Origin of the sequence: Fulvimarina thalattae, assembly GCF_040239565.1 — a bacterium.
Lineage (GTDB): Bacteria > Pseudomonadota > Alphaproteobacteria > Rhizobiales > Rhizobiaceae > Fulvimarina.
Genome location: NZ_JBEHWS010000002.1, coordinates 254,950 through 271,588 on the forward strand (window position 1 = coordinate 254,950; position 16,639 = coordinate 271,588).

17 protein-coding genes and 1 other RNA gene are annotated in these 16,639 nt (G+C 61.8%); 6 read left to right on the forward strand and 12 right to left on the reverse strand.

Annotation, left to right across the window (positions count from 1 at the left end; genetic code table 11):
• Positions 1-10 precede the first annotated feature (10 nt).
• Positions 11-589 carry a 5-formyltetrahydrofolate cyclo-ligase gene (locus ABRA89_RS04210; protein ID WP_349940199.1) on the reverse strand — a complete coding sequence of 193 codons (579 nt, stop codon included), beginning with the start codon at positions 587-589 and terminating at the stop codon, positions 11-13.
• 74 nt (positions 590-663) lie between these two features.
• A non-coding RNA gene (gene ssrS / locus ABRA89_RS04215) (6S RNA) lies at positions 664-821 on the reverse strand.
• 219 nt (positions 822-1,040) lie between these two features.
• Between ssrS and hslV the strand changes: the two genes are divergently transcribed.
• Positions 1,041-1,595, forward strand: a complete 555-nt coding sequence (hslV, locus tag ABRA89_RS04220; protein WP_349940317.1) for an ATP-dependent protease subunit HslV — start codon at positions 1,041-1,043, stop codon at positions 1,593-1,595.
• A 55-nt stretch (positions 1,596-1,650) separates the two neighbouring features.
• On the opposite strand, the gene ABRA89_RS04225 is transcribed toward hslV, so the two are convergent.
• Together ABRA89_RS04225 and ABRA89_RS04230 are read right to left on the reverse strand one after the other, a co-directional pair.
• Positions 1,651-2,436 (reverse strand): fatty acid desaturase, encoded by a 786-nt coding sequence (locus tag ABRA89_RS04225; protein ID WP_349940200.1) that lies wholly within the window; start codon positions 2,434-2,436, stop codon positions 1,651-1,653.
• The gene (locus tag ABRA89_RS04230; protein ID WP_349940201.1) at positions 2,433-3,773 is read right to left on the reverse strand and encodes a glycosyltransferase; all 1,341 of its coding nucleotides are present in this window, start codon (positions 3,771-3,773) and stop codon (positions 2,433-2,435) included. Before ABRA89_RS04230 ends, ABRA89_RS04225 begins: the two co-directional genes overlap by 4 nt.
• A gap of 177 nt (positions 3,774-3,950) precedes the next feature.
• Here ABRA89_RS04230 and ABRA89_RS04235 point away from each other — a divergent pair, with 177 nt between their 5' ends.
• Both ABRA89_RS04235 and ABRA89_RS04240 read left to right on the forward strand, forming a co-directional pair.
• Positions 3,951-4,559: a DUF2585 family protein gene (locus ABRA89_RS04235; protein WP_349940202.1), complete on the forward strand. Its 609-nt coding sequence runs from the start codon at positions 3,951-3,953 to the stop codon at positions 4,557-4,559.
• A 109-nt stretch (positions 4,560-4,668) separates the two neighbouring features.
• Complete coding sequence (locus ABRA89_RS04240) at positions 4,669-5,208, forward strand: sterol desaturase family protein (RefSeq protein ID WP_349940203.1); 540 nt, start codon at positions 4,669-4,671, stop codon at positions 5,206-5,208.
• 18 nt (positions 5,209-5,226) lie between these two features.
• Here the strand turns inward: ABRA89_RS04240 and ABRA89_RS04245 are convergent, their stop codons facing one another.
• From ABRA89_RS04245 to rpmE, 4 genes are all read right to left on the reverse strand, one after another.
• The gene (locus tag ABRA89_RS04245; RefSeq protein WP_349940204.1) at positions 5,227-6,159 is read right to left on the reverse strand and encodes an HlyD family secretion protein; all 933 of its coding nucleotides are present in this window, start codon (positions 6,157-6,159) and stop codon (positions 5,227-5,229) included.
• Positions 6,160-6,165: 6 nt separating this feature from the next.
• Positions 6,166-6,369, reverse strand: a complete 204-nt coding sequence (locus tag ABRA89_RS04250) for a DUF1656 domain-containing protein (protein ID WP_349940205.1) — start codon at positions 6,367-6,369, stop codon at positions 6,166-6,168.
• Positions 6,359-8,491, reverse strand: coding sequence for an FUSC family protein (locus ABRA89_RS04255; protein ID WP_349940206.1), 2,133 nt, complete (start codon positions 8,489-8,491; stop codon positions 6,359-6,361). The genes ABRA89_RS04250 and ABRA89_RS04255 overlap by 11 nt, the downstream gene beginning before the upstream one ends.
• Before the next feature lie 234 nt (positions 8,492-8,725).
• Positions 8,726-8,947 (reverse strand): 50S ribosomal protein L31, encoded by a 222-nt coding sequence (gene rpmE, locus ABRA89_RS04260; protein WP_349940207.1) that lies wholly within the window; start codon positions 8,945-8,947, stop codon positions 8,726-8,728.
• Between the two features lie 243 nt (positions 8,948-9,190).
• Here rpmE and ABRA89_RS04265 point away from each other — a divergent pair, with 243 nt between their 5' ends.
• On the forward strand, positions 9,191-10,990 hold the full coding sequence (locus tag ABRA89_RS04265) for an ABC transporter transmembrane domain-containing protein (RefSeq protein WP_349940318.1): 1,800 nt from the start codon (positions 9,191-9,193) through the stop codon (positions 10,988-10,990).
• A 134-nt stretch (positions 10,991-11,124) separates the two neighbouring features.
• On the forward strand, positions 11,125-11,541 hold the full coding sequence (locus ABRA89_RS04270) for a DUF7282 domain-containing protein (RefSeq protein WP_349940208.1): 417 nt from the start codon (positions 11,125-11,127) through the stop codon (positions 11,539-11,541).
• 76 nt (positions 11,542-11,617) lie between these two features.
• Here ABRA89_RS04270 and ABRA89_RS04275 read toward each other — a convergent pair whose 3' ends face one another.
• The 4 genes from ABRA89_RS04275 to ABRA89_RS04290 all read right to left on the reverse strand — a co-directional run bounded on the left by ABRA89_RS04275 (position 11,618) and on the right by ABRA89_RS04290 (position 15,289).
• Positions 11,618-12,637: an MBL fold metallo-hydrolase gene (locus ABRA89_RS04275; RefSeq protein WP_349940209.1), complete on the reverse strand. Its 1,020-nt coding sequence runs from the start codon at positions 12,635-12,637 to the stop codon at positions 11,618-11,620.
• A gap of 118 nt (positions 12,638-12,755) precedes the next feature.
• Positions 12,756-13,091: a c-type cytochrome gene (locus tag ABRA89_RS04280; RefSeq protein WP_349940210.1), complete on the reverse strand. Its 336-nt coding sequence runs from the start codon at positions 13,089-13,091 to the stop codon at positions 12,756-12,758.
• 135 nt (positions 13,092-13,226) lie between these two features.
• Positions 13,227-14,486 (reverse strand): PQQ-dependent sugar dehydrogenase, encoded by a 1,260-nt coding sequence (locus ABRA89_RS04285; RefSeq protein WP_349940211.1) that lies wholly within the window; start codon positions 14,484-14,486, stop codon positions 13,227-13,229.
• A 131-nt stretch (positions 14,487-14,617) separates the two neighbouring features.
• Positions 14,618-15,289, reverse strand: a complete 672-nt coding sequence (locus ABRA89_RS04290) for a dimethylsulfonioproprionate lyase family protein (protein WP_349940212.1) — start codon at positions 15,287-15,289, stop codon at positions 14,618-14,620.
• 259 nt (positions 15,290-15,548) lie between these two features.
• Between ABRA89_RS04290 and ABRA89_RS04295 the strand changes: the two genes are divergently transcribed.
• A complete protein-coding gene (locus tag ABRA89_RS04295; protein WP_349940213.1) occupies positions 15,549-16,631 on the forward strand; it encodes an acyltransferase family protein in 1,083 nt (360 codons plus the stop codon).
• Positions 16,632-16,639: the final 8 nt, after the last annotated feature.

The following is a 16,639-nucleotide window of genomic DNA, read 5'->3' on the forward strand; positions in this document are numbered from 1 at the left end:
TTCGGAAGCATCAGCCTGGCCGGATAACGCCCTCTTCGGTCACGATCGCATCGAGAAAGCGGTCGTGCTCGGCCATCGGGACAGTGTCGATCTCCTGTGTCGCGAACCCTGTGCCGATGAGGCGCGGCGTGATGCCCTTGTCGATCAGGCGCTGGATGGCGCGGTCGTAGAAACCACCGCCATAGCCGATGCGTCCACCTTTCCTGTCGAAGGCCGAGAGCGGCACCAGCATCAAGGTCGGGTCGAGAACAGCGGCATCCTCGCCGGGCGAGACCGTGCCGAACCCCTGTTCGACCAGTTCGGCACCGCGTGTCAGTTCGCGAAACTGAAGCTCGTTGTCTACGATCGCCGGCACGCAGAGCTTGGCACCGCGATCGGCAAGATTCGTCATCAGCGGCCTCAGATCGACCTCTGACCGGATAGGCAGGAAGCCGGAAACGATCGTTCCGGGCTCAAGATCGGAGAGCAGCCTGTCGCCGTGTTCGGCGACCATGAGCGAAGCCTCGATCCGGTCGGCCTCATCCATGGCGTCACGGCGGGCAAGCGCTGCCTTGCGCAGTTCGCGCTTGCGTTCCTTAAATTCGGACATGGTCCCTCCCACTTCGGCGCAGGCCTTGAAACCGCGACGTAACACGAATGGACATCTGTTGTGATGGGGAGAATTGGCGAGCCACCCAGCCGATGGTCGAAGTCGATCCCGGGAACCTACAAAGTAGGTGGGCGCCATGTGCACAAGCCCACGGGCAAGAGCAGGGACAGCTCCCAAAGGAATGACTAAGGCCCCGGGGAATAGTTACGCCTGTCGAACCGGCCAGCCCGCCGTTGTCAGATATAGGCTGGAATGATCCCGGGCGAAAGAGCCGGTCGGAACGATTTCCGTCTTGCCCGATCAAGGCTTTCCGAATTGCTCCACCAACGCGGCGGTTCCATCGCTCGACATGACTTCATAAACGCTGCTCTCCTCCCCACATCTGCCGGGACATCAAGGCGCGCGACGCAATATTCTCGCGCGGAAAGACAGAATGGAACGACAAGACATGATGGACAGCCACAAGCCCGATCAGATGTACGGAACGACGATCGTCACGGTCCGCAAGAACGGATCGGTGGTGGTCGCCGGCGACGGACAGGTCTCCCTCGGCAATACGATGATCAAGGGCAATGCCCGCAAGGTGCGCCGCATCGGCAAGGAGGGTCAGGTGATCGCAGGCTTTGCAGGCGCGACCGCCGACGCCTTCACCCTGCTCGAGCGTCTGGAAGCCAAGCTCGAACAATATCCCGATCAGCTGATGCGCGCTTGCGTGGAGCTCGCCAAGGACTGGCGCACGGACCGCTATCTGCGCCGGCTCGAAGCGATGATGATCGTCGCGGACAAGTCCGTCACCCTGACACTAACCGGCAACGGCGACGTGCTTGAGCCCGAGGAAGGCGTGATGGCGATCGGCTCGGGCGGCAATTACGCGCTCGCGGCGGCCAAGGCCCTTCACGAGACGGATTATTCGGCCGAAGAGATTGCGCGGCGCGCCATGAAGATCGCGGCGGAAATCTGCATCTACACCAATGACAGTGTGATCGTCGAAAAGCTGGAGAGCTGATCCACGTTCGAGGTGCTTCCCGCTGGCCGCAGGAAGCACCCGGAAATCCGCGAACTCAGGTCTCGCGGATGTGCGGCAGCGCCCACCACGGCGTCCAGGGCGCCACATGATGCTCGTGGTGATAGCCAAAGTGGAAGCAGGTCGCGAGGGAGGCGAAATAGCCGAATTCGTTCGAGCGCGAGTTGTGCTCGTCGGCGAAAGCGCCCGCCTCCTCGTGCCGATGGGGTCTATAGGTTCCGAAATAGAAGAGCTGAAGCGAGGAAAGCAGCGAGGGCAGGCCGTAGAAGAGGACGACGTTCGTCACCGGCGCGCCGAGGACGACGAGATAGGTCGTCACCACGGTCGAGACGAAAAGCACGGACCTCAAGCCGAAATAGCGTGAGAAGAAAGTCCGGAACCAGGGCCAGAAATTCTCTGGATCGTCGGCATAGAAATCAGGATCCGCCTCGGTCCCCGGCGCATCGTGGTGGGCGAAATGCGCGTCCCTGATCTTTTTCCAGGCAAACCCTGCATAGACGAACAGGATGAAGCCACCGATGGCCGAGTTGATCTTCGCGCGGCCGGGCACGAGCGAACCGTGCATCGCATCATGGGCCAGAATGAAGAGCCCGACCGTCAGCCAGCACTGTAAGGCGGCGATCAGCGGCACCAGCGGCAGCGTCGCCCAGGTGATATCGAAGAAAAACACCGCCGTGATGTGAACCGCGAACCACGAGACGATGACGGCAGCGCAGAGAGAAAGGCCGATAAGAGCCTGATAGGGTCGGACTTTCGGGCTGTCGGGTATCAGCGAACGGGTCGACGCTTCGCGCGTGGCTTCGATGGATGGGCTCGATGTCATACTCTTGCAGATAGGCTTGAGCGCACCGCGACGATATCGTTGGCGGGCGTCTGTGGCGCGGCAAAACGTCTCTCGCCACTACTCGTCGCGGCTTTGACGAGGAAATTGTCGACCAGATCGGCGGCCGCCCGCACGCCTCCAGCGCTCGCGATTTCCTGGCGGATCGGAGCGATCCGCTCTTCGTATGCGGCCCGATCGGCGATCAATCTCGAGAGCGCTTCGGCGACATTTTTGGGCTTCGCGCGCTTTGCCGCGATGGTTTCTCCGACACCGTGATGCCGGATGCGGGCCCCGACACCCGGCTGATCGTAGCCGATTGGAAGCGCCAGCAGCGGCGTGCCGCTCGCCAGACAGTCGAGCACCGTGTTCAGTCCGCCATGGGTGACGCAGATATCGGCGCGCGCGAGCATGGCCGGCTGATCGGCGAAATCGACGACCCAGTCTGCCGGGAGGCTTGCGGCCTGCTTCGAATCGAGCCCGCCGCAATGGGCAATCATTAACTGAGCGTCGAGTTCTCGGCAGGCGGTCGCGATCGTCTTGAATAGATCGAACCGATGGCCCTGCATCGTGCCGAGGGAAGCGAAGACGAAAGGCCGTTCGGGATCGATCGAAAATCGAGGATCGGCCCTTAAATGCATGACGGGCGCTGCGCGGATCGGGCCGACCGGCCGCAAGACCGTGCTCGTTTCCCTCGGAAAATCGAAGCCTTCGACTGTCTGCGCAAGGCGAAGTGCCGGGGAAAGGCACGAAACATCGTCCTTTCGTCCGGCAATTTTGAAACGCCGCGCCCAGGTTTCGATAGTCCTGCGCTGTTTGCGCAGAAAGAGACCGCCGACGAGCTCGCCGCCCCGATTGCGGGCAAGCCCGGCTTCGCTCGGATCGTAAGGCCAGTCGAGGAAGGGGAGAGGCATGGCCGGATCGCGCTCGATCGGCAGGGCCGCCGCGAGCGAGATATGCGGCAGGCCGAGATAGGCCGCGACGAGACCGGCACCCGGTTCGAACTCGTCGGAGAGTACGGCATCGATCCTGTGTTCTCGCATGATGTCCGGCGCGACACGGCAGAACCGGTCCGTTGCCGCCGCGCGGTCAGACACCGCGCGCAGGATACCGAAGACCCCTGCCCCACCATCGTCCCGGCGCAGCTTTCCTCTCAGCTTGGATGAAGCGGAGGATCCGATCGTGATGCTCTCAGCGCCAGCCCGCTGTAACATCGTCTGGGCGCCATCCGGCAGCATGAAGACGATGTCGTGGCCGCGGGCCTCAAGCGCCGCCCCCAGAACCTCGAAGGCTCTGATATGGCTGAAATAGGCCGGACAGACGAGGGCTATGCGCGCCAATGGAACCAATCCCGGTAGCCGAAGCGAATCGACGCAGACAGGCGCCACTCGAACATTTGAAACTTAACTAGCATGAATTGAAGCGCGGCTGGGCTAGGTATCATTTTGGCTCTCGCTTGCCGCGTGTTCGGGTTGCCTGGCCCAGCCAAGCGGCCTGCTGCGATGGAAAGAAGACGAATGGCGACGGCACAGGGTTCCCAGCTCGATCATGAGGCGGCAACGCTCAGCTGGCCGCGCTCGGTCTCGGCCGTCTGGCCCGTCGCCTCCACGCTCGCCTGTCTGCTGCTCACGAACGGTCTCGTCGTCCTCTATCTCTGGGCGATCGGTAGACCCTTCGTCGCCCCGGACGAGCCGCTGAAACTGTTCAGCGTCGATCTGACCGCGAGCGCGAACTCCCTCCACCTCGCCGATCCCTATACCTTTCTCCATGCCATCTTCGGGATCGGCCTCTTCCTGTTCCTCGACTGGATCAAGCCCCATTGGCCTTTAAGGGAAAAGCTCATCGTCGCAATCCTCGGCAGTGCGGTGTGGGAGATCGTCGAAAACACGCCGTTCGTGGTGGCCCTCTTCAACGATACCAGCGATCCGGCCGCCTATAACGGCGACAGCGTGATCAATTCGGTGAGCGACACCCTCTTTGCCGCCGCGGGTTTTCTTTTCGCGAGCCGCGCCCCGTTCTGGACGTCTGTGCTCGTCGCTTTGGCGCTGGAGCTCCTGGTTTCGCTCTGGATCGCCGACGGGCTGATTCTCGGAACGCTCAAGCTCTTCGGCCTCTCTCCGGTCTGATGCGCGCGGCGTATCCGCCCGCTCCCGATCCAAGGACGTGCCATATCCTCGCCTAATGCTTATAATGGACGGAAACCAGCGCCCGACCTGAAATGCCGACAGAGACCCCATGACGATCTGGACCCTCTACTATGTCAGCCTGACCCTCATTACCGTTGCCCTGATGGAGGTTTACGCGTGGTGGGCCCACAAATTCATCATGCACGGGAAATTCGGCTGGGGCTGGCACAAGTCCCATCATGAGGAGACGGAAGGCTGGTTTGAGAAGAACGATCTCTACGCCGTCGTGTTCGCCTGCTTCGCGATCGGGCTCTTCACCATCGGCCACTATCTCTCGCCGACGCTGCTCGCCATCGGCTGGGGCATAACGATCTACGGGCTTCTCTACTTCGTCGCCCATGATGGCCTCGTGCATCAGCGCTGGCCGTTCAACTATGTGCCCCATCGCGGCTATGCCAAACGCCTCGTCCAGGCCCACCGGCTGCACCATGCCGTCGAAGGGCGGGAGCATTGCGTGTCCTTCGGCTTTCTCTACGCTCCGCCCATCGACAAGCTGAAGCGCGATCTGCGCGAGTCCGGCGTGCTTGAACGCGAGCGCATCGAGCGCTCGGTGACCGAGCAGGGCTCGGCCCACGCGCCGGTGCGCTGAGAGCTTTCTTTTTTCCCGTTAGTGCAGGCTGGCGAAAAGACTGGTCAGCCGCGAGCCGATCCAGTCGAAAAAGCCCTCGCCCTCTTCTCCTGAAGCAGGCTCGATGATGACGGAAACCGTCTGGCCTGCAACCAGCGGCACATCCTCCGGCCGGTCCAGAATGTCGATCTGGACGGGGATTCGCTGGGCAAGCCTGATCCACTGGAAGGAGGGCTGAGGCGATTCCAGAAGCTCGCTCGATGAGGACTCATCGCGGTAGATACCGCGCGAGATACCCTGAACGCGCCCTTTCAGCACCGCATCGCTCGCCATCAATCGAATGCGCGCATCCGCGCCCACTTCGATGCCCGGCAGTTTCGTTTCCATGAAATAGGCGTCCACACGAAACGAGCTTTCGTCGATGAGGGCGAGGAACGGATTGCCTGCCGAAACGAAATCCCCGGTATCGGCGGTCAGGTTCGCCACATAGCCGTTGGCCGGAGCGGTGATGGTAGTGCGTTCGAGATCGAGTTCCGCCGACCGCAGCTGCTGCTGGGCGGCCGCGAGTGCTGCCTTCGCCGCGGCAGCCTCCAGCTGCGCGTTGGCGACTTCCACATTTGCGACAGCGGCGTCATCCCGGTCTTCGAGGCTGGTTAGCCGCTCGGCCTGTTGCTGGCGAAGTTCGAACTGCGCCTCGGCCTGCGCCACCTCGGCCTTCGCCTGCTCCACAGCCGTCTCGTAGCCGGTGCGGTCCACCTGAAGGAGGACATCGCCCTTCGCGACCTCCTGATTGTTGAGGACGTTCAGCTCTGTGATGATGCCCGGCACATAGCTCGCGACCTCGATCACGTCTGCGCGCACATACGCGTCCCTCGTCCACGGGTCCTCGAAATAGGTCGTCCAGACATAGACGATGCCGAAGATTGCGGCGATCACGATGGCGGCGGTGGTGAGCAGGCGAAGGATGATCATCGGCGGTCAGAAATCTGGATAGAGCGCCGAGGTGGCACCGAAGAGAACGAAATAGAGCGCAAGACGCGCCAGCGGTGGATGCCAGAAGAAGCCCCAGACCGAGAATTTCAGCATGAGGTAGTCCACGAGAAACCAGAGCCCGGCCGCGAGAATGGCGCAGAGGACCAGTGATGGCGCATAGACGCCGAAGATCGAGAGCTCATGCCGCATGGGCACCCTCGCGCGGAAGACAGACCCGGCCCTGGACGATGAGGATGGCAAGCAATTCCATGGCGAGCGCGTAGCGGAGGGTCGCGGTTCGCATCAGCGAGGGGCCGTCGAGTTCGGAAAGCTTTTGCGCCGCGCGATCGCGCGAGGTGTCCAGCACCGACACCGTTTCGGTGGTATCCTCACCCTGTTTCTTTGTCACGACGTCCATCATTCTCTCACGAATTTTCGGCAGGTCCGCGACCAGCTCATCCGGCAGACGCCCGTGGCGTGCAAACCGGTCGATCTCGATCATCTCGCGGCCGGCATGGGTGATCGCCTTCGCGCGATTGACGAGATGGGCATCGCCCGCGTTCTCCATGTCGAGGTCCTTGCCGTAATCGGCGACGACATCGATCGCCTGGGCGATGAAGCTGTCCTCGTTCTTGACCTGTCCATGGGCAGCCGACTTCATCAGCTTCGTGCCCGCCCGCCCAAGATGCCGGCGCAGCCATGCTGTGTTTTCCGGCAGGATGACCAGCATCGCCGAGATGAAGGCCGCAGGCATGATGGCGAGCGTCGTCACCACATTGAACAGCCGAACGGGATCGTAGCTCTGCTCGTTGGCTGGCTGTAGCGCGATGGCGAGCATAATCGTGCTGCCGAGCGCAATTGCCCGGTTCGGTCCCGAGCAGACGTAGAAGATCACGAAAATCGTCGGCAGGAAGAGCGCGAGAAAGCCGGAAAAATCCGTCATGAACGGCAGAAGCAGCATCAGCATGAAGGCAAGCACCCCGCCGGACATGAAGCCGAGGAAGATTTTGATGCCGGCGGTGGCAAAGAGGGATCGCGGCAGGATGGTGGGGATCAGAAGCGAAAGTGCGCCGGTAATGAGCGCGAGGATCGCGCCGTTCTCAGAGCCGGAGAAAATCCAGTACATGGCGACCGCGACGAACGCTCCCGCCGACCGGAGCCCCCGCTGCACGGCGGCGCTGCGATCAGGATATCGCGTCGCGAAGGCACTGTCCGGCAGCGCCTCTCGGGATGGATCAGTGAGCGCGAGCGAGGCCTCGAGAAAGCCCGCGACGCCGAGCGCCGTCTCACGAAGGCGGTAGATCACCAGGCCTTCGAGCCGCTCGTTTTCCGATCTCCCGAAAGCTGCCTTCTCCATGGCCTCGCTCCGCTCCAACGCGTCCGCGAATTCGCGCAGTGCCTCGGCTCTTTTGGCGGCGGCAGTGAGATCGTCGCCGGGGTTCGGCAGATCGGCGACCAAAGCTTCGAGACGGGCCCGTTTCTCCTCGAGCTCTCCTTTCAGGACGTCGTTCTCCATTGCGCGCGCGATCGTTGCAGAGAGCGCGCCCGAATCGATGAAGAGGCGATCGAGCCGCGCCGTCGCGGCCCTCAGGCGCGAAAAATCGGGGCCGGCATGGTTGCGCTCCAGCTTCTGCGCCCGAAGCAGGGTGAAGAGCCCGTCGAGACCGCCGGCGGTGGCGAGCCTGTCCTTCGCGGTCTGCTCGCGGTTGCGGATGACGGCGTCCCGCACGAGGTCGAACACCTTGCCGGTCGCGTTCCGGAAGTTGGCGAGCAGATCGTCGCCCACAGAATGGGGAAAGACCGTGAGCAGCACCATGAAGCTCGCGATCACCGCGATGATAGTTTCGGTGGACCGCCAATAGGCGAAGGAAAACGCCATATCCGCGTTCGCGCCGGTATCGATCGCGACAACGAGTGCGGTGAGGCCTGCCGTGCCGTAGGCATAGCCGTCGAGGCCCACCTGGGAGCGCGCATTGTAACCGCAGCCGAAAATCCAAAGCGCGAGGCAGGCGATCATCACGAGGCCGTTCTGGGCGAAGAGGCCGATGAAGAAGAGGACGACGGTCGCACCGATCAGCGTGCCGCCCACACGCGCGGCGCTGCGCCAGACGGTCATTCCCGACTGCTGGGTAACGACAAGCGGCAGCGTCAAAAGCGCCCAATAGGTGTAGGGAAGGTCAACCAGAAAAGCGAGAAACATGGTGATGCCCGCCGCGAGCATCACCTTGAAGGCGTAAAGGGCCTGCGCGCCATCGAGCCCGATCGCCGAGAGCGCGCCGGTTATGCGCTTTTCCCAGCTCACGCTGCCCGATGAAATCGCGGCGTCACTCATTCACGATGGTCCTGACGGTCAGACGAAAAGCTCGGTCATGACTGCCGGGCTCGGCAAGAAATTAGGGCGCCGCAGCGCCATTTCAGCCGAAGTGGGTGACAATGCAGCGAGACGGAGCGCCCAATATCGCACCCCATGGATGCTTGACGGCCACGAAACGGCAAAAACCCGGCAGGCGCTGAGCCTGCCGGGCAAGAGCTGTCAGCGATGGCGCGAAGAGCGCCGGTCGGCGAATTAGATGCCGAGGCCTTCGTAGCGCTTCTTGAAGCGCGAGACGCGGCCGCCGCGGTCCATCAGCTGCTGGTTGCCGCCCGTCCATGCCGGATGGCTGGTCGGGTCGATGTCGAGATTCATCTTGTCGCCTTCCGAACCCCAGGTCGAACGGGTCTGGTATTCGGTGCCGTTCGTCATGACCACGGTGATCATGTGGTAGTCGGGATGCAGATCTTGTTTCATAACCATCGTCCTTGGCTTCGGCAGAACCCCAAGAGACCAGCGCTCCCAGCTTGATGCTGGCCTAAAGCTCAGGTTGTCGCGGGGACAAGAAGCCGATCAAAGCTTCCAAATTCAGGGGCGAGCCTATACACAAGCCGCGCACTTGCCGCAAGGCCGCACGGCACGCGATGTCGCACCGAACTTGAAACGCCCATGCGAAGGGCGGACCTGTAACCCCGAACGGGGAAGGCGTAACGCTTGAGTTTGACGAGCAGCAAGAAGACCGAAGACGCGAAGAAGCGGCGCAATCTCCGCCCGCTGGCACGGCTGGTTCCCTATGTGAAGCGCCACAAGGGGCTCGCCATCGGCGCGGTGATATTCCTGACGGTCGCGGCCCTCGTCACGCTCTCCCTACCGCTGGCAGTGCGCAGGGTGATCGACGAAGGCTTCACCCAGTCGAGCACCTACATCATCAATGCCTATTTCGGCATGCTCTTCGTACTGGCCGGGCTCCTCGCGATCTCCAGTGCCTGCCGCTATTTCTTCGTCGTCACACTCGGTGAACGTGTCGTCGCCGAGCTGCGCAAGGATGTCTTCGCCCATGTGACGAAGCTCTCACCCGCCTTCTACGATCGCTCCCTGTCGGGCGAAATCGTCTCTCGGCTTTCGGCCGACACCACGCAGATCAAGTCCGCCGTCGGCTCCACCACGTCGGTCTTCCTGCGCAATGCGATCCTCTTTGTTGGCGCGCTCGCGATGATGATCGTCACGAGCCCCAGCCTCTCGCTCATCGTCATCGCCGCGATTCCGCTGATCGTCCTGCCGCTCGTCGCCTTCGGCCGCGGCGTGCGTCGGCGCTCCCGCGAGGCACAGGATACGCTCGCCGAGGCGACGGCCTATGCCTCGGAAGCGATCGGGGCGATGCGCACGGTCCAGGCCTTCACCAGCGAGGGAGCAGTGTCGGGCCGCTACGGCAACGCCGTCGATCGGGCCTTCGGCGCGGCCCGCGCCTCTATCAAGGCCCGCGCGATGCTGACCGCCGTCGCGATCTTCCTGATATTCTCCTCGATCGTCGGGGTACTCTGGATCGGCGCAAGCCGCGTGGCGCTCGACACGCTCTCGCCCGGCACGCTTGGCCAGTTCCTGCTTTATGCTGTCTTCGCGGCGGGCGCGCTCGGCCAGCTCTCCGAGGTCTGGGGCGAACTCTCGCTCGCCTCCGGTGCCGCCGAGCGCCTCAGCGAACTCCTGATGGAAGAGCCACAGATCGAGGCGCCCATCCAGCCGATCGCCCTCCCCTCGCCCGCGACGGGCAAGATCGTTTTCGATCACGTCACCTTCGCCTATCCGAGCCGTCCCGATCTCCCGACGATCGAAGACCTGAGCTTCACTATCGCGCCCGGGGAGACGGTCGCCATCGTCGGCGCATCGGGTGCGGGGAAATCGACGATCTTCGGTCTGATCGAGCGGTTCTACGACCCGGTCTCGGGCACGATCGCCATCGACGGCGTGGATATCGCGCGGGCCGATCCGGCGGATTTGCGCTCGCGCATCGCCTTTGTGCCGCAGGACACGACGATTTTTGCGGCCTCGGTGATCGACAACATTGCCTTCGGCCAACCGGGGGCGAGCGAAGCCGACATCCGCTCCGCCGCACAATCCGCCCTCGCTACGAACTTCATCGAGGCGCTCGACGAAAACTACGCGACGCTTCTTGGCGAGCGCGGTGTGACCCTTTCGGGTGGCCAGCGCCAGCGCATCGCGATCGCACGCGCGATCCTTCGGGATGCGCCGATTCTCCTCCTCGACGAAGCGACCTCGGCGCTCGACGCGGAAAGCGAGGTTTTGGTGCAGAAGGCGCTTGACGAACTGATGGTCGGCCGCACCACGCTGGTGATCGCGCACCGTCTGGCGACCGTCCTCAAGGCCGATCGCATCCTCGTTCTCGATGGCGGCCGGATCGTCGAGGAAGGCACCCACCAAAGCCTGATCGAGAAGGACGGCCTCTACGCCCGCCTCGCGCGGCTTCAATTCGAGGCCGGGCAAATCCGGCAGGCAGCAGAGTAACTCCATCCTGACAGGCACGTGATCATCTTTGGGCCTTCAATAACGAAAAAGATAATTTGAAGCCTTTCCTTCACTGGTCCGTATCTTCCCCGAACATCCACTTCAGGGTGTGCAATCAAACGGAAGGACTTTTTATGACCCGCACGATGATCGCACTTCTCGCATCCGTCGGCTTCGCTACGGCAGCTTTCGCTCAGTCCGACGACATGACCCCCGGCGTCATGGCCTCCGATCAGGACGTTTCCGGTGGCTCCGTGATGGCCGAGTCCGTGACTGCGCCTGAGGCCGGCTGGCTCGTCGTTCACCGCACCGATGCCGACATGAAGCCCGGCCCCGTCGTCGGTCACACCGCGCTCGAAGCCGGTATGAACGAGAGCGTCACGGCTGAGCTCGACGAAGAAGTCGCGTCCGGCGACATGCTGATGCTGATGGTTCATTCCGAGGCCGGCGGCGAGGAAGAAGGCGTGTTCGAATACACGCTCGGCGCCACCGAAGACGGACCGATCAAGGTCGATGGCGAACTCGTCCAGACCACGGTCACCGCACAGTAATCAGCTGACCACCACGTGATGATTTTGAAAAGGGCCCGCGCGGCCCTTTTCTTTTGTCCAATGTCTTGTCGGCCGCTTATTCGCAGCCGTCAGTGCAGGCACCCTCGCCGTCGAAGGTCATCGTCCGACCGCTGAGCGGTAGATAGGCGTCGGCCTCGACCGCGTTCATGAAGGCTTCCGTTTTAGAGCCCGAGACGATCTCGCCATTCTCCGTCGCCTTCTCGTTGGCGTGAGACGGGATGACGCTGGCCGGCTTGATCAGGTCGTCGATCACGAATGCCGCCTCGGTCGGGCCGGTCGTGTAGGTGTCGCCGATATTGATGACCACGAGCTGCGCGCCGTATTGCTGCGCGACCACCGTCTCCTGCTCGGCGGTCACGCCGGTATCGCCGGATAGATAGACAGACAGCCCATTCGAGAAGGTAAGCACGTAGCCCGTGGGCGGCCCTACATAAGCGTTGAGGCCGGCAGTGTTCAGGTACTCGCCGAGCGGACCTTCGATGAAGTCGCCCGAGAGCCCGTTGGAGTGGACCGCCGGAACGGTGGTGATCTTTACGCCGCCGACATCGACGGATGCGCCGAAGCGTACCAGTTGCGACGCCTTCGGATCGCCGCCGGCCGCTTCCATCTTCTTACCGAGGAAGGACGCCATCTCCGAGCCCGTCACCATCTGAGCATTCTTGCCGACAGCGATCTCGGCACTGTTGGAGTTCGGCGTGGTCGACACATTCGTGTCTGGCGCATCGCATGTCCCGGCGTTGACGCTTTCGATGCGCTGATCGCCCAGATGATCACCATGGACGTGGCTCACCAGGACAACGTCGATCTCGCCGAGGCGCTCATCGTCCGCGCCGGCGACGGTGCGGCCCGCATCATAGAGGATACGCGTGCCGTTCGGGTCCTCGAAGACCACGGCACGGTCGCGGGCGCAAAATTCGCCATCATGGCTACCGAGCGGCGTAACCTTCACGCCGGCGTTCGAGCCGCCTTCCTCTGTGGATGTGGTGGCGGCAGGTTCATCGGTCTGCGTCTCGGTCTGGGCTGCGGCTGGCACGGTCATAGCCGTCACGGCCAGAGCTGCGATCAAATGTCTCATGAAAATGGCTCCCTTTATCGCGTCGTCACTCCCGATCAGGGAAGACGCTCGTCGGAGGCCACATAGGCCGGTGAAGGGCGGAACATACCGGTTGAACGACACCCCGCGTCGGCTTGCCTCATTCAGCCGGCAGCGTCGCCGTCACTTCGATCGTCTCATACCAAGCCGCGAGATCGGCGATGTCGTCCTCGCTCAGGGATTGGGCGATGATCGACATCTGCTGGTGCTGGCGCTCGCCGGCTTTGAAGGCCTTCAACTGGGCGCTCGTATAGATCGCGCTCATCCCCGCGAGATTGGGCGCATCGGGCGCCGTCGCGATCCCGTCCTTTCCGTGGCAGGTGGCGCATTGACCGGCCTTTTCACGTCCGGCAGCCGGATCGGCAGCAATCGAGGGCGTTGAAACAAAGGCACAGGCGAAGAGCGCAGAAAGGGCGCAGCGAAGAAAAGCGCTCATTGAGAATTGGTCCTCGATATCGTGAAGATCGCCATAGGGGTGAAAGAGGTGACTGGCGCGCGGGGCCACCGCACGCCGATCTCATTTTGGCCTACTGCGCAACGACTTTGACGCGGCGCAGCAGGAGCGCGACGCCTAGTCTTCGTAGGAGATGCGGTAGAGCGCACCTGCCAGATCGTCCGAGACGAGCAGCGAGCCGTCCTTCATCACCGAGACGTCGACCGGCCGGCCGATATATTCGCCGCTATCGGTCAGCCAGCCTTCTGCAAAAGGTTCGGGCTCGCCGGCCGTGCCGTCCTCGTTGAGCGAGGTGAACATGATGCGCGCGCCGACGGGCTCCGTCCGGTTCCAGGACCCGTGCTGGGCCGAAAAGATTCCGCCGCGATATTTCTGAGGAAAGCTGTTCCCGTCATAGAATTCGAGACCCAGATCAGCTGCGTGAGCAGTCATCTCGACCTGCGGCATCACGACATCCGCGGGGATCTCCTCGTCCTTGTATTCGTTGGTGCGCACGCTGCCGCCACCATACCAGGGGAAGCCGAAATTCTGGCCCTTCTGGCTCGCCATATTGATCTCGCCCGGCGGGATTTCGTCCCCCATGCCGTCGACCTGGTTGTCCGTGAACCAGAGATTTCCGCTTTCCGGATCGAAATCGATTCCGACAGAATTGCGAACGCCGGTGGCGAAGACCTGACGGTCCGAACCGTCGCGGTTCATCGAGATGATGCCACCGATGCCCTCCTTCTTGTAGAGGTCCATCTTCTCCTTCGGAGGTACATTGTAGGGCTGGCCGAGCGAGATATAGAGGCGATCGTCCGGACCGATCCGGCAGACGCGAGCGGTGTGGTTGAAGCTCTCCTCGGATTCCGGCACCAGTTCACCTTGCGGCGTCACGACGCCGACGGCGACATCCGGGCTTTCATAGAAGAATTCGGCTGCCGGCAGCACGAGAACCCGGTTCTGCTCGGCGATGTAAAGGAAGCCGTCATCGGAGAAGCAGACGCCGTTCGGGATCGCGAAGTTGATCGATGGCGCGAACTCCTTCACCTCGTCCGCGACACGGTTCTTGTCGCGATCGGTGACCACCCAGACATTCTGCTTGCGCGTGCCGACAAAGGTGGCGACGCCCTGCGGACCATTCGCGATATGACGCGCATCCGGCACGACGGCATAGAGTTCGATCTTGAAGCCGTCCGGTAGTTCGACCTGTTCGAGATTCTTCTTCAACTGATCGGCATATTCGCCGGTCTGTTCGATGGTCTGGAAGTCCATCGACGTGCCGGTCGACTGCATGCCCTGCAGCTTTTCCATATTGTCCGGAATGTCCTGCGTCTGCGCGCCGGACGTCATTGTCAGGGCGAGCACCGCCACCGAGGCCAAAAGCCAAGTCTTCATCAATTCCTCCCTTGCCGCTTTTCGCGGCGTTGCGAGCGGTCCTCCACCACTCGCGCCCGATGCTGCCGTCAAGTGTTCCAAAGGTCAATCGCCCGCCCTGCGACACCTATTCTGGGTCAAATGGAGACACTTCAGGATCTGGAAGGCGGGTTGCGACGCCCTGCGGAGAACTTCATTCCGGGCGCAGAGAGCCGCTCCGGCGGACCGGTCCAGGCATAGACAAGAAGGCATGGATCGACGGCGCCGGTGGTGATGCGATGTTGTTCGCCGGACCGGTTGAGGATCAGCGAGCCGGGCGCATAGACCGCCGCATCGTTCTCCGACCAGGCACCGGCGATCGAGACGTAGCTCTCCTCGATGTCCTGATGATTGTGCTGCGGATAGGTCGTGTTCGGCGCAAAGAGAACCGCTCCGAGGATCAGCCGGTCGGTCGGTATCGGGCCGCGAGGCCCGAGAAACTCGGTGTAGGCGAAGCGTTTCGCGAGGCCTTTCGGAACGCTCTCATAGCCGTATTCCCAAGTCAGCATCGGCGCGATCCGGGTGAGGATGCGCGCAAAACCGTGCATCGGGCCAGTGACGCCGAGATCGAGAGCGCGGGCGAGATGATCGACCACGGGCTTCGTCTGCGGCTCGCGTTCCAGCATCTCGGGATTTTCGTCGACGATCGACGACAAAAGATCGCGCACGCGTCGGCGATGGCTCCTGATCACCTTGCTTCCGCCCGCCGACCCGTATCGATAGACGGTATCGAATTCCTGGCAGAGATAGGTCCAGTCGGCGGCATCGGTCAAAAGCTGCGTCATGTTTAGAGAAATAGGCTGAGCCGGATGAGCAGCCAGACTACCACATCACCTCAGAAGTAAAATTATGCAGCCAATAACGAAAAAATCATCTCCGAACGAGGAACATAAATTCTGTTATTAATTGTCCGAATTTTTATATCTGACCTTAAATCGGAAACTTAATCAGGAATTCACGGAAGCAGTGTACTGACCTCTATCGACATTGCGCAAAGCTCCATCGCGCCCGCGATGTCGTGACGAGGTCGAGTTTCGAGCACCCATGCTAAACAACATCCAGTATTTGCGTGGAATTGCTGCCGTGATGGTGGTGGCATTCCATGTCTTGGCACCGTCGGCGCGGCTCGATAACAGCGACGCGATACCCCTGTTCTTTGCGGGTCAAGGCGGCGTGGACCTTTTCTTCGTGATCTCCGGTTTCATCATCTGGTACACAACGCGCGGTGGCGATGCCGAGCCCGGGCGGTTTCTCGTTCGCCGGCTGAAGCGGATCGTTCCGCTCTACTGGGCGCTGACGCTTCTGCTTGCAGGGATTGCGATTGCTCTACCGAGTGTCATGGTAACGACCGTCTTCGATCCGCAGCATTTCATTGCCTCCCTCCTCTTCCTACCCTGGCCGCATCCGCAACTGGGCGAGATGAATCCGGTCCTGTTCGTCGGCTGGTCGCTCAATTACGAGATGGCGTTCTATCTCGTCTTTGCTCTGATGATCCCGTTCGCGCCGTATGTGCGTGGTTTTCTCGCGGTCTTGTTCGGCATGGTTATCGTTGGCCTTGGTTTCGCGATCGACGACGGCGGCATTATGGATTTCTACACCTCGTCGATCATCCTCGAATTCCTGTTTGGCATTCTTATCGCGATGGCCTTTTCCACTCAGCTGCGACTTCCCGTTCCGGTCAGTATCGGACTCGTCGCAGGTGGCTTCATAGCCTTGTTCTATCTCGGCTCGCCCGACCTGAATCGCGTGTATTGGGCCGGTCTCCCGTCGCTTGCCATCGTCACCGGCGCGGTGTTCTGGGAAAAAGAGCGACAGTCGCACCCGCTGCTCTTGCCGATGCTTCTGGGTGCGGCGTCCTATGCGATCTATCTCAGCCACGTCTTCGTATTGCCACTCTGCCAGACGCTCTGGAATCTGTTTCTGCCAGAGATTGCCGGACTGTGGATCGTCATCTATGCGGCGGGCGTGAGCGCGGCGTGCCTGGTCGCCGGCATAGCCACTTATCTCATGCTGGAAATTCCGCTCTCGCATCTTGCAGACGCGATCGACGACAGGCTCGCGCCGACTGCTCGGAAGCGTCCACCGAAGCGCCTGACGACGCGCTACCTGCAGGCTTTGCGGCCGTAGAGAGGAAA

What these genes read in the sequence shown, in the direction of transcription:
- rpmE (WP_349940207.1), bottom strand. Translation starts at nt 8,947, where the DNA reads ATGAAACAAGATCTGCATCCCGACTACCACATGATCACCGTGGTCATG.
- ABRA89_RS04210 (WP_349940199.1), bottom strand. Translation starts at nt 589, where the DNA reads ATGTCCGAATTTAAGGAACGCAAGCGCGAACTGCGCAAGGCAGCGCTT.
- ABRA89_RS04245 (WP_349940204.1), bottom strand. Translation starts at nt 6,159, where the DNA reads ATGATCATCCTTCGCCTGCTCACCACCGCCGCCATCGTGATCGCCGCA.
- ABRA89_RS04275 (WP_349940209.1), bottom strand. Translation starts at nt 12,637, where the DNA reads ATGAGACATTTGATCGCAGCTCTGGCCGTGACGGCTATGACCGTGCCA.
- ABRA89_RS04235 (WP_349940202.1), top strand. Translation starts at nt 3,951, where the DNA reads ATGGCGACGGCACAGGGTTCCCAGCTCGATCATGAGGCGGCAACGCTC.
- ABRA89_RS04270 (WP_349940208.1), top strand. Translation starts at nt 11,125, where the DNA reads ATGACCCGCACGATGATCGCACTTCTCGCATCCGTCGGCTTCGCTACG.
- ABRA89_RS04295 (WP_349940213.1), top strand. Translation starts at nt 15,549, where the DNA reads ATGCTAAACAACATCCAGTATTTGCGTGGAATTGCTGCCGTGATGGTG.
- hslV (WP_349940317.1), top strand. Translation starts at nt 1,041, where the DNA reads ATGGACAGCCACAAGCCCGATCAGATGTACGGAACGACGATCGTCACG.
- ABRA89_RS04240 (WP_349940203.1), top strand. Translation starts at nt 4,669, where the DNA reads ATGACGATCTGGACCCTCTACTATGTCAGCCTGACCCTCATTACCGTT.
- ABRA89_RS04285 (WP_349940211.1), bottom strand. Translation starts at nt 14,486, where the DNA reads ATGAAGACTTGGCTTTTGGCCTCGGTGGCGGTGCTCGCCCTGACAATG.
- ABRA89_RS04250 (WP_349940205.1), bottom strand. Translation starts at nt 6,369, where the DNA reads ATGCGGCATGAGCTCTCGATCTTCGGCGTCTATGCGCCATCACTGGTC.
- ABRA89_RS04255 (WP_349940206.1), bottom strand. Translation starts at nt 8,491, where the DNA reads ATGAGTGACGCCGCGATTTCATCGGGCAGCGTGAGCTGGGAAAAGCGC.
- ABRA89_RS04280 (WP_349940210.1), bottom strand. Translation starts at nt 13,091, where the DNA reads ATGAGCGCTTTTCTTCGCTGCGCCCTTTCTGCGCTCTTCGCCTGTGCC.
- ABRA89_RS04225 (WP_349940200.1), bottom strand. Translation starts at nt 2,436, where the DNA reads ATGACATCGAGCCCATCCATCGAAGCCACGCGCGAAGCGTCGACCCGT.
- ABRA89_RS04290 (WP_349940212.1), bottom strand. Translation starts at nt 15,289, where the DNA reads ATGACGCAGCTTTTGACCGATGCCGCCGACTGGACCTATCTCTGCCAG.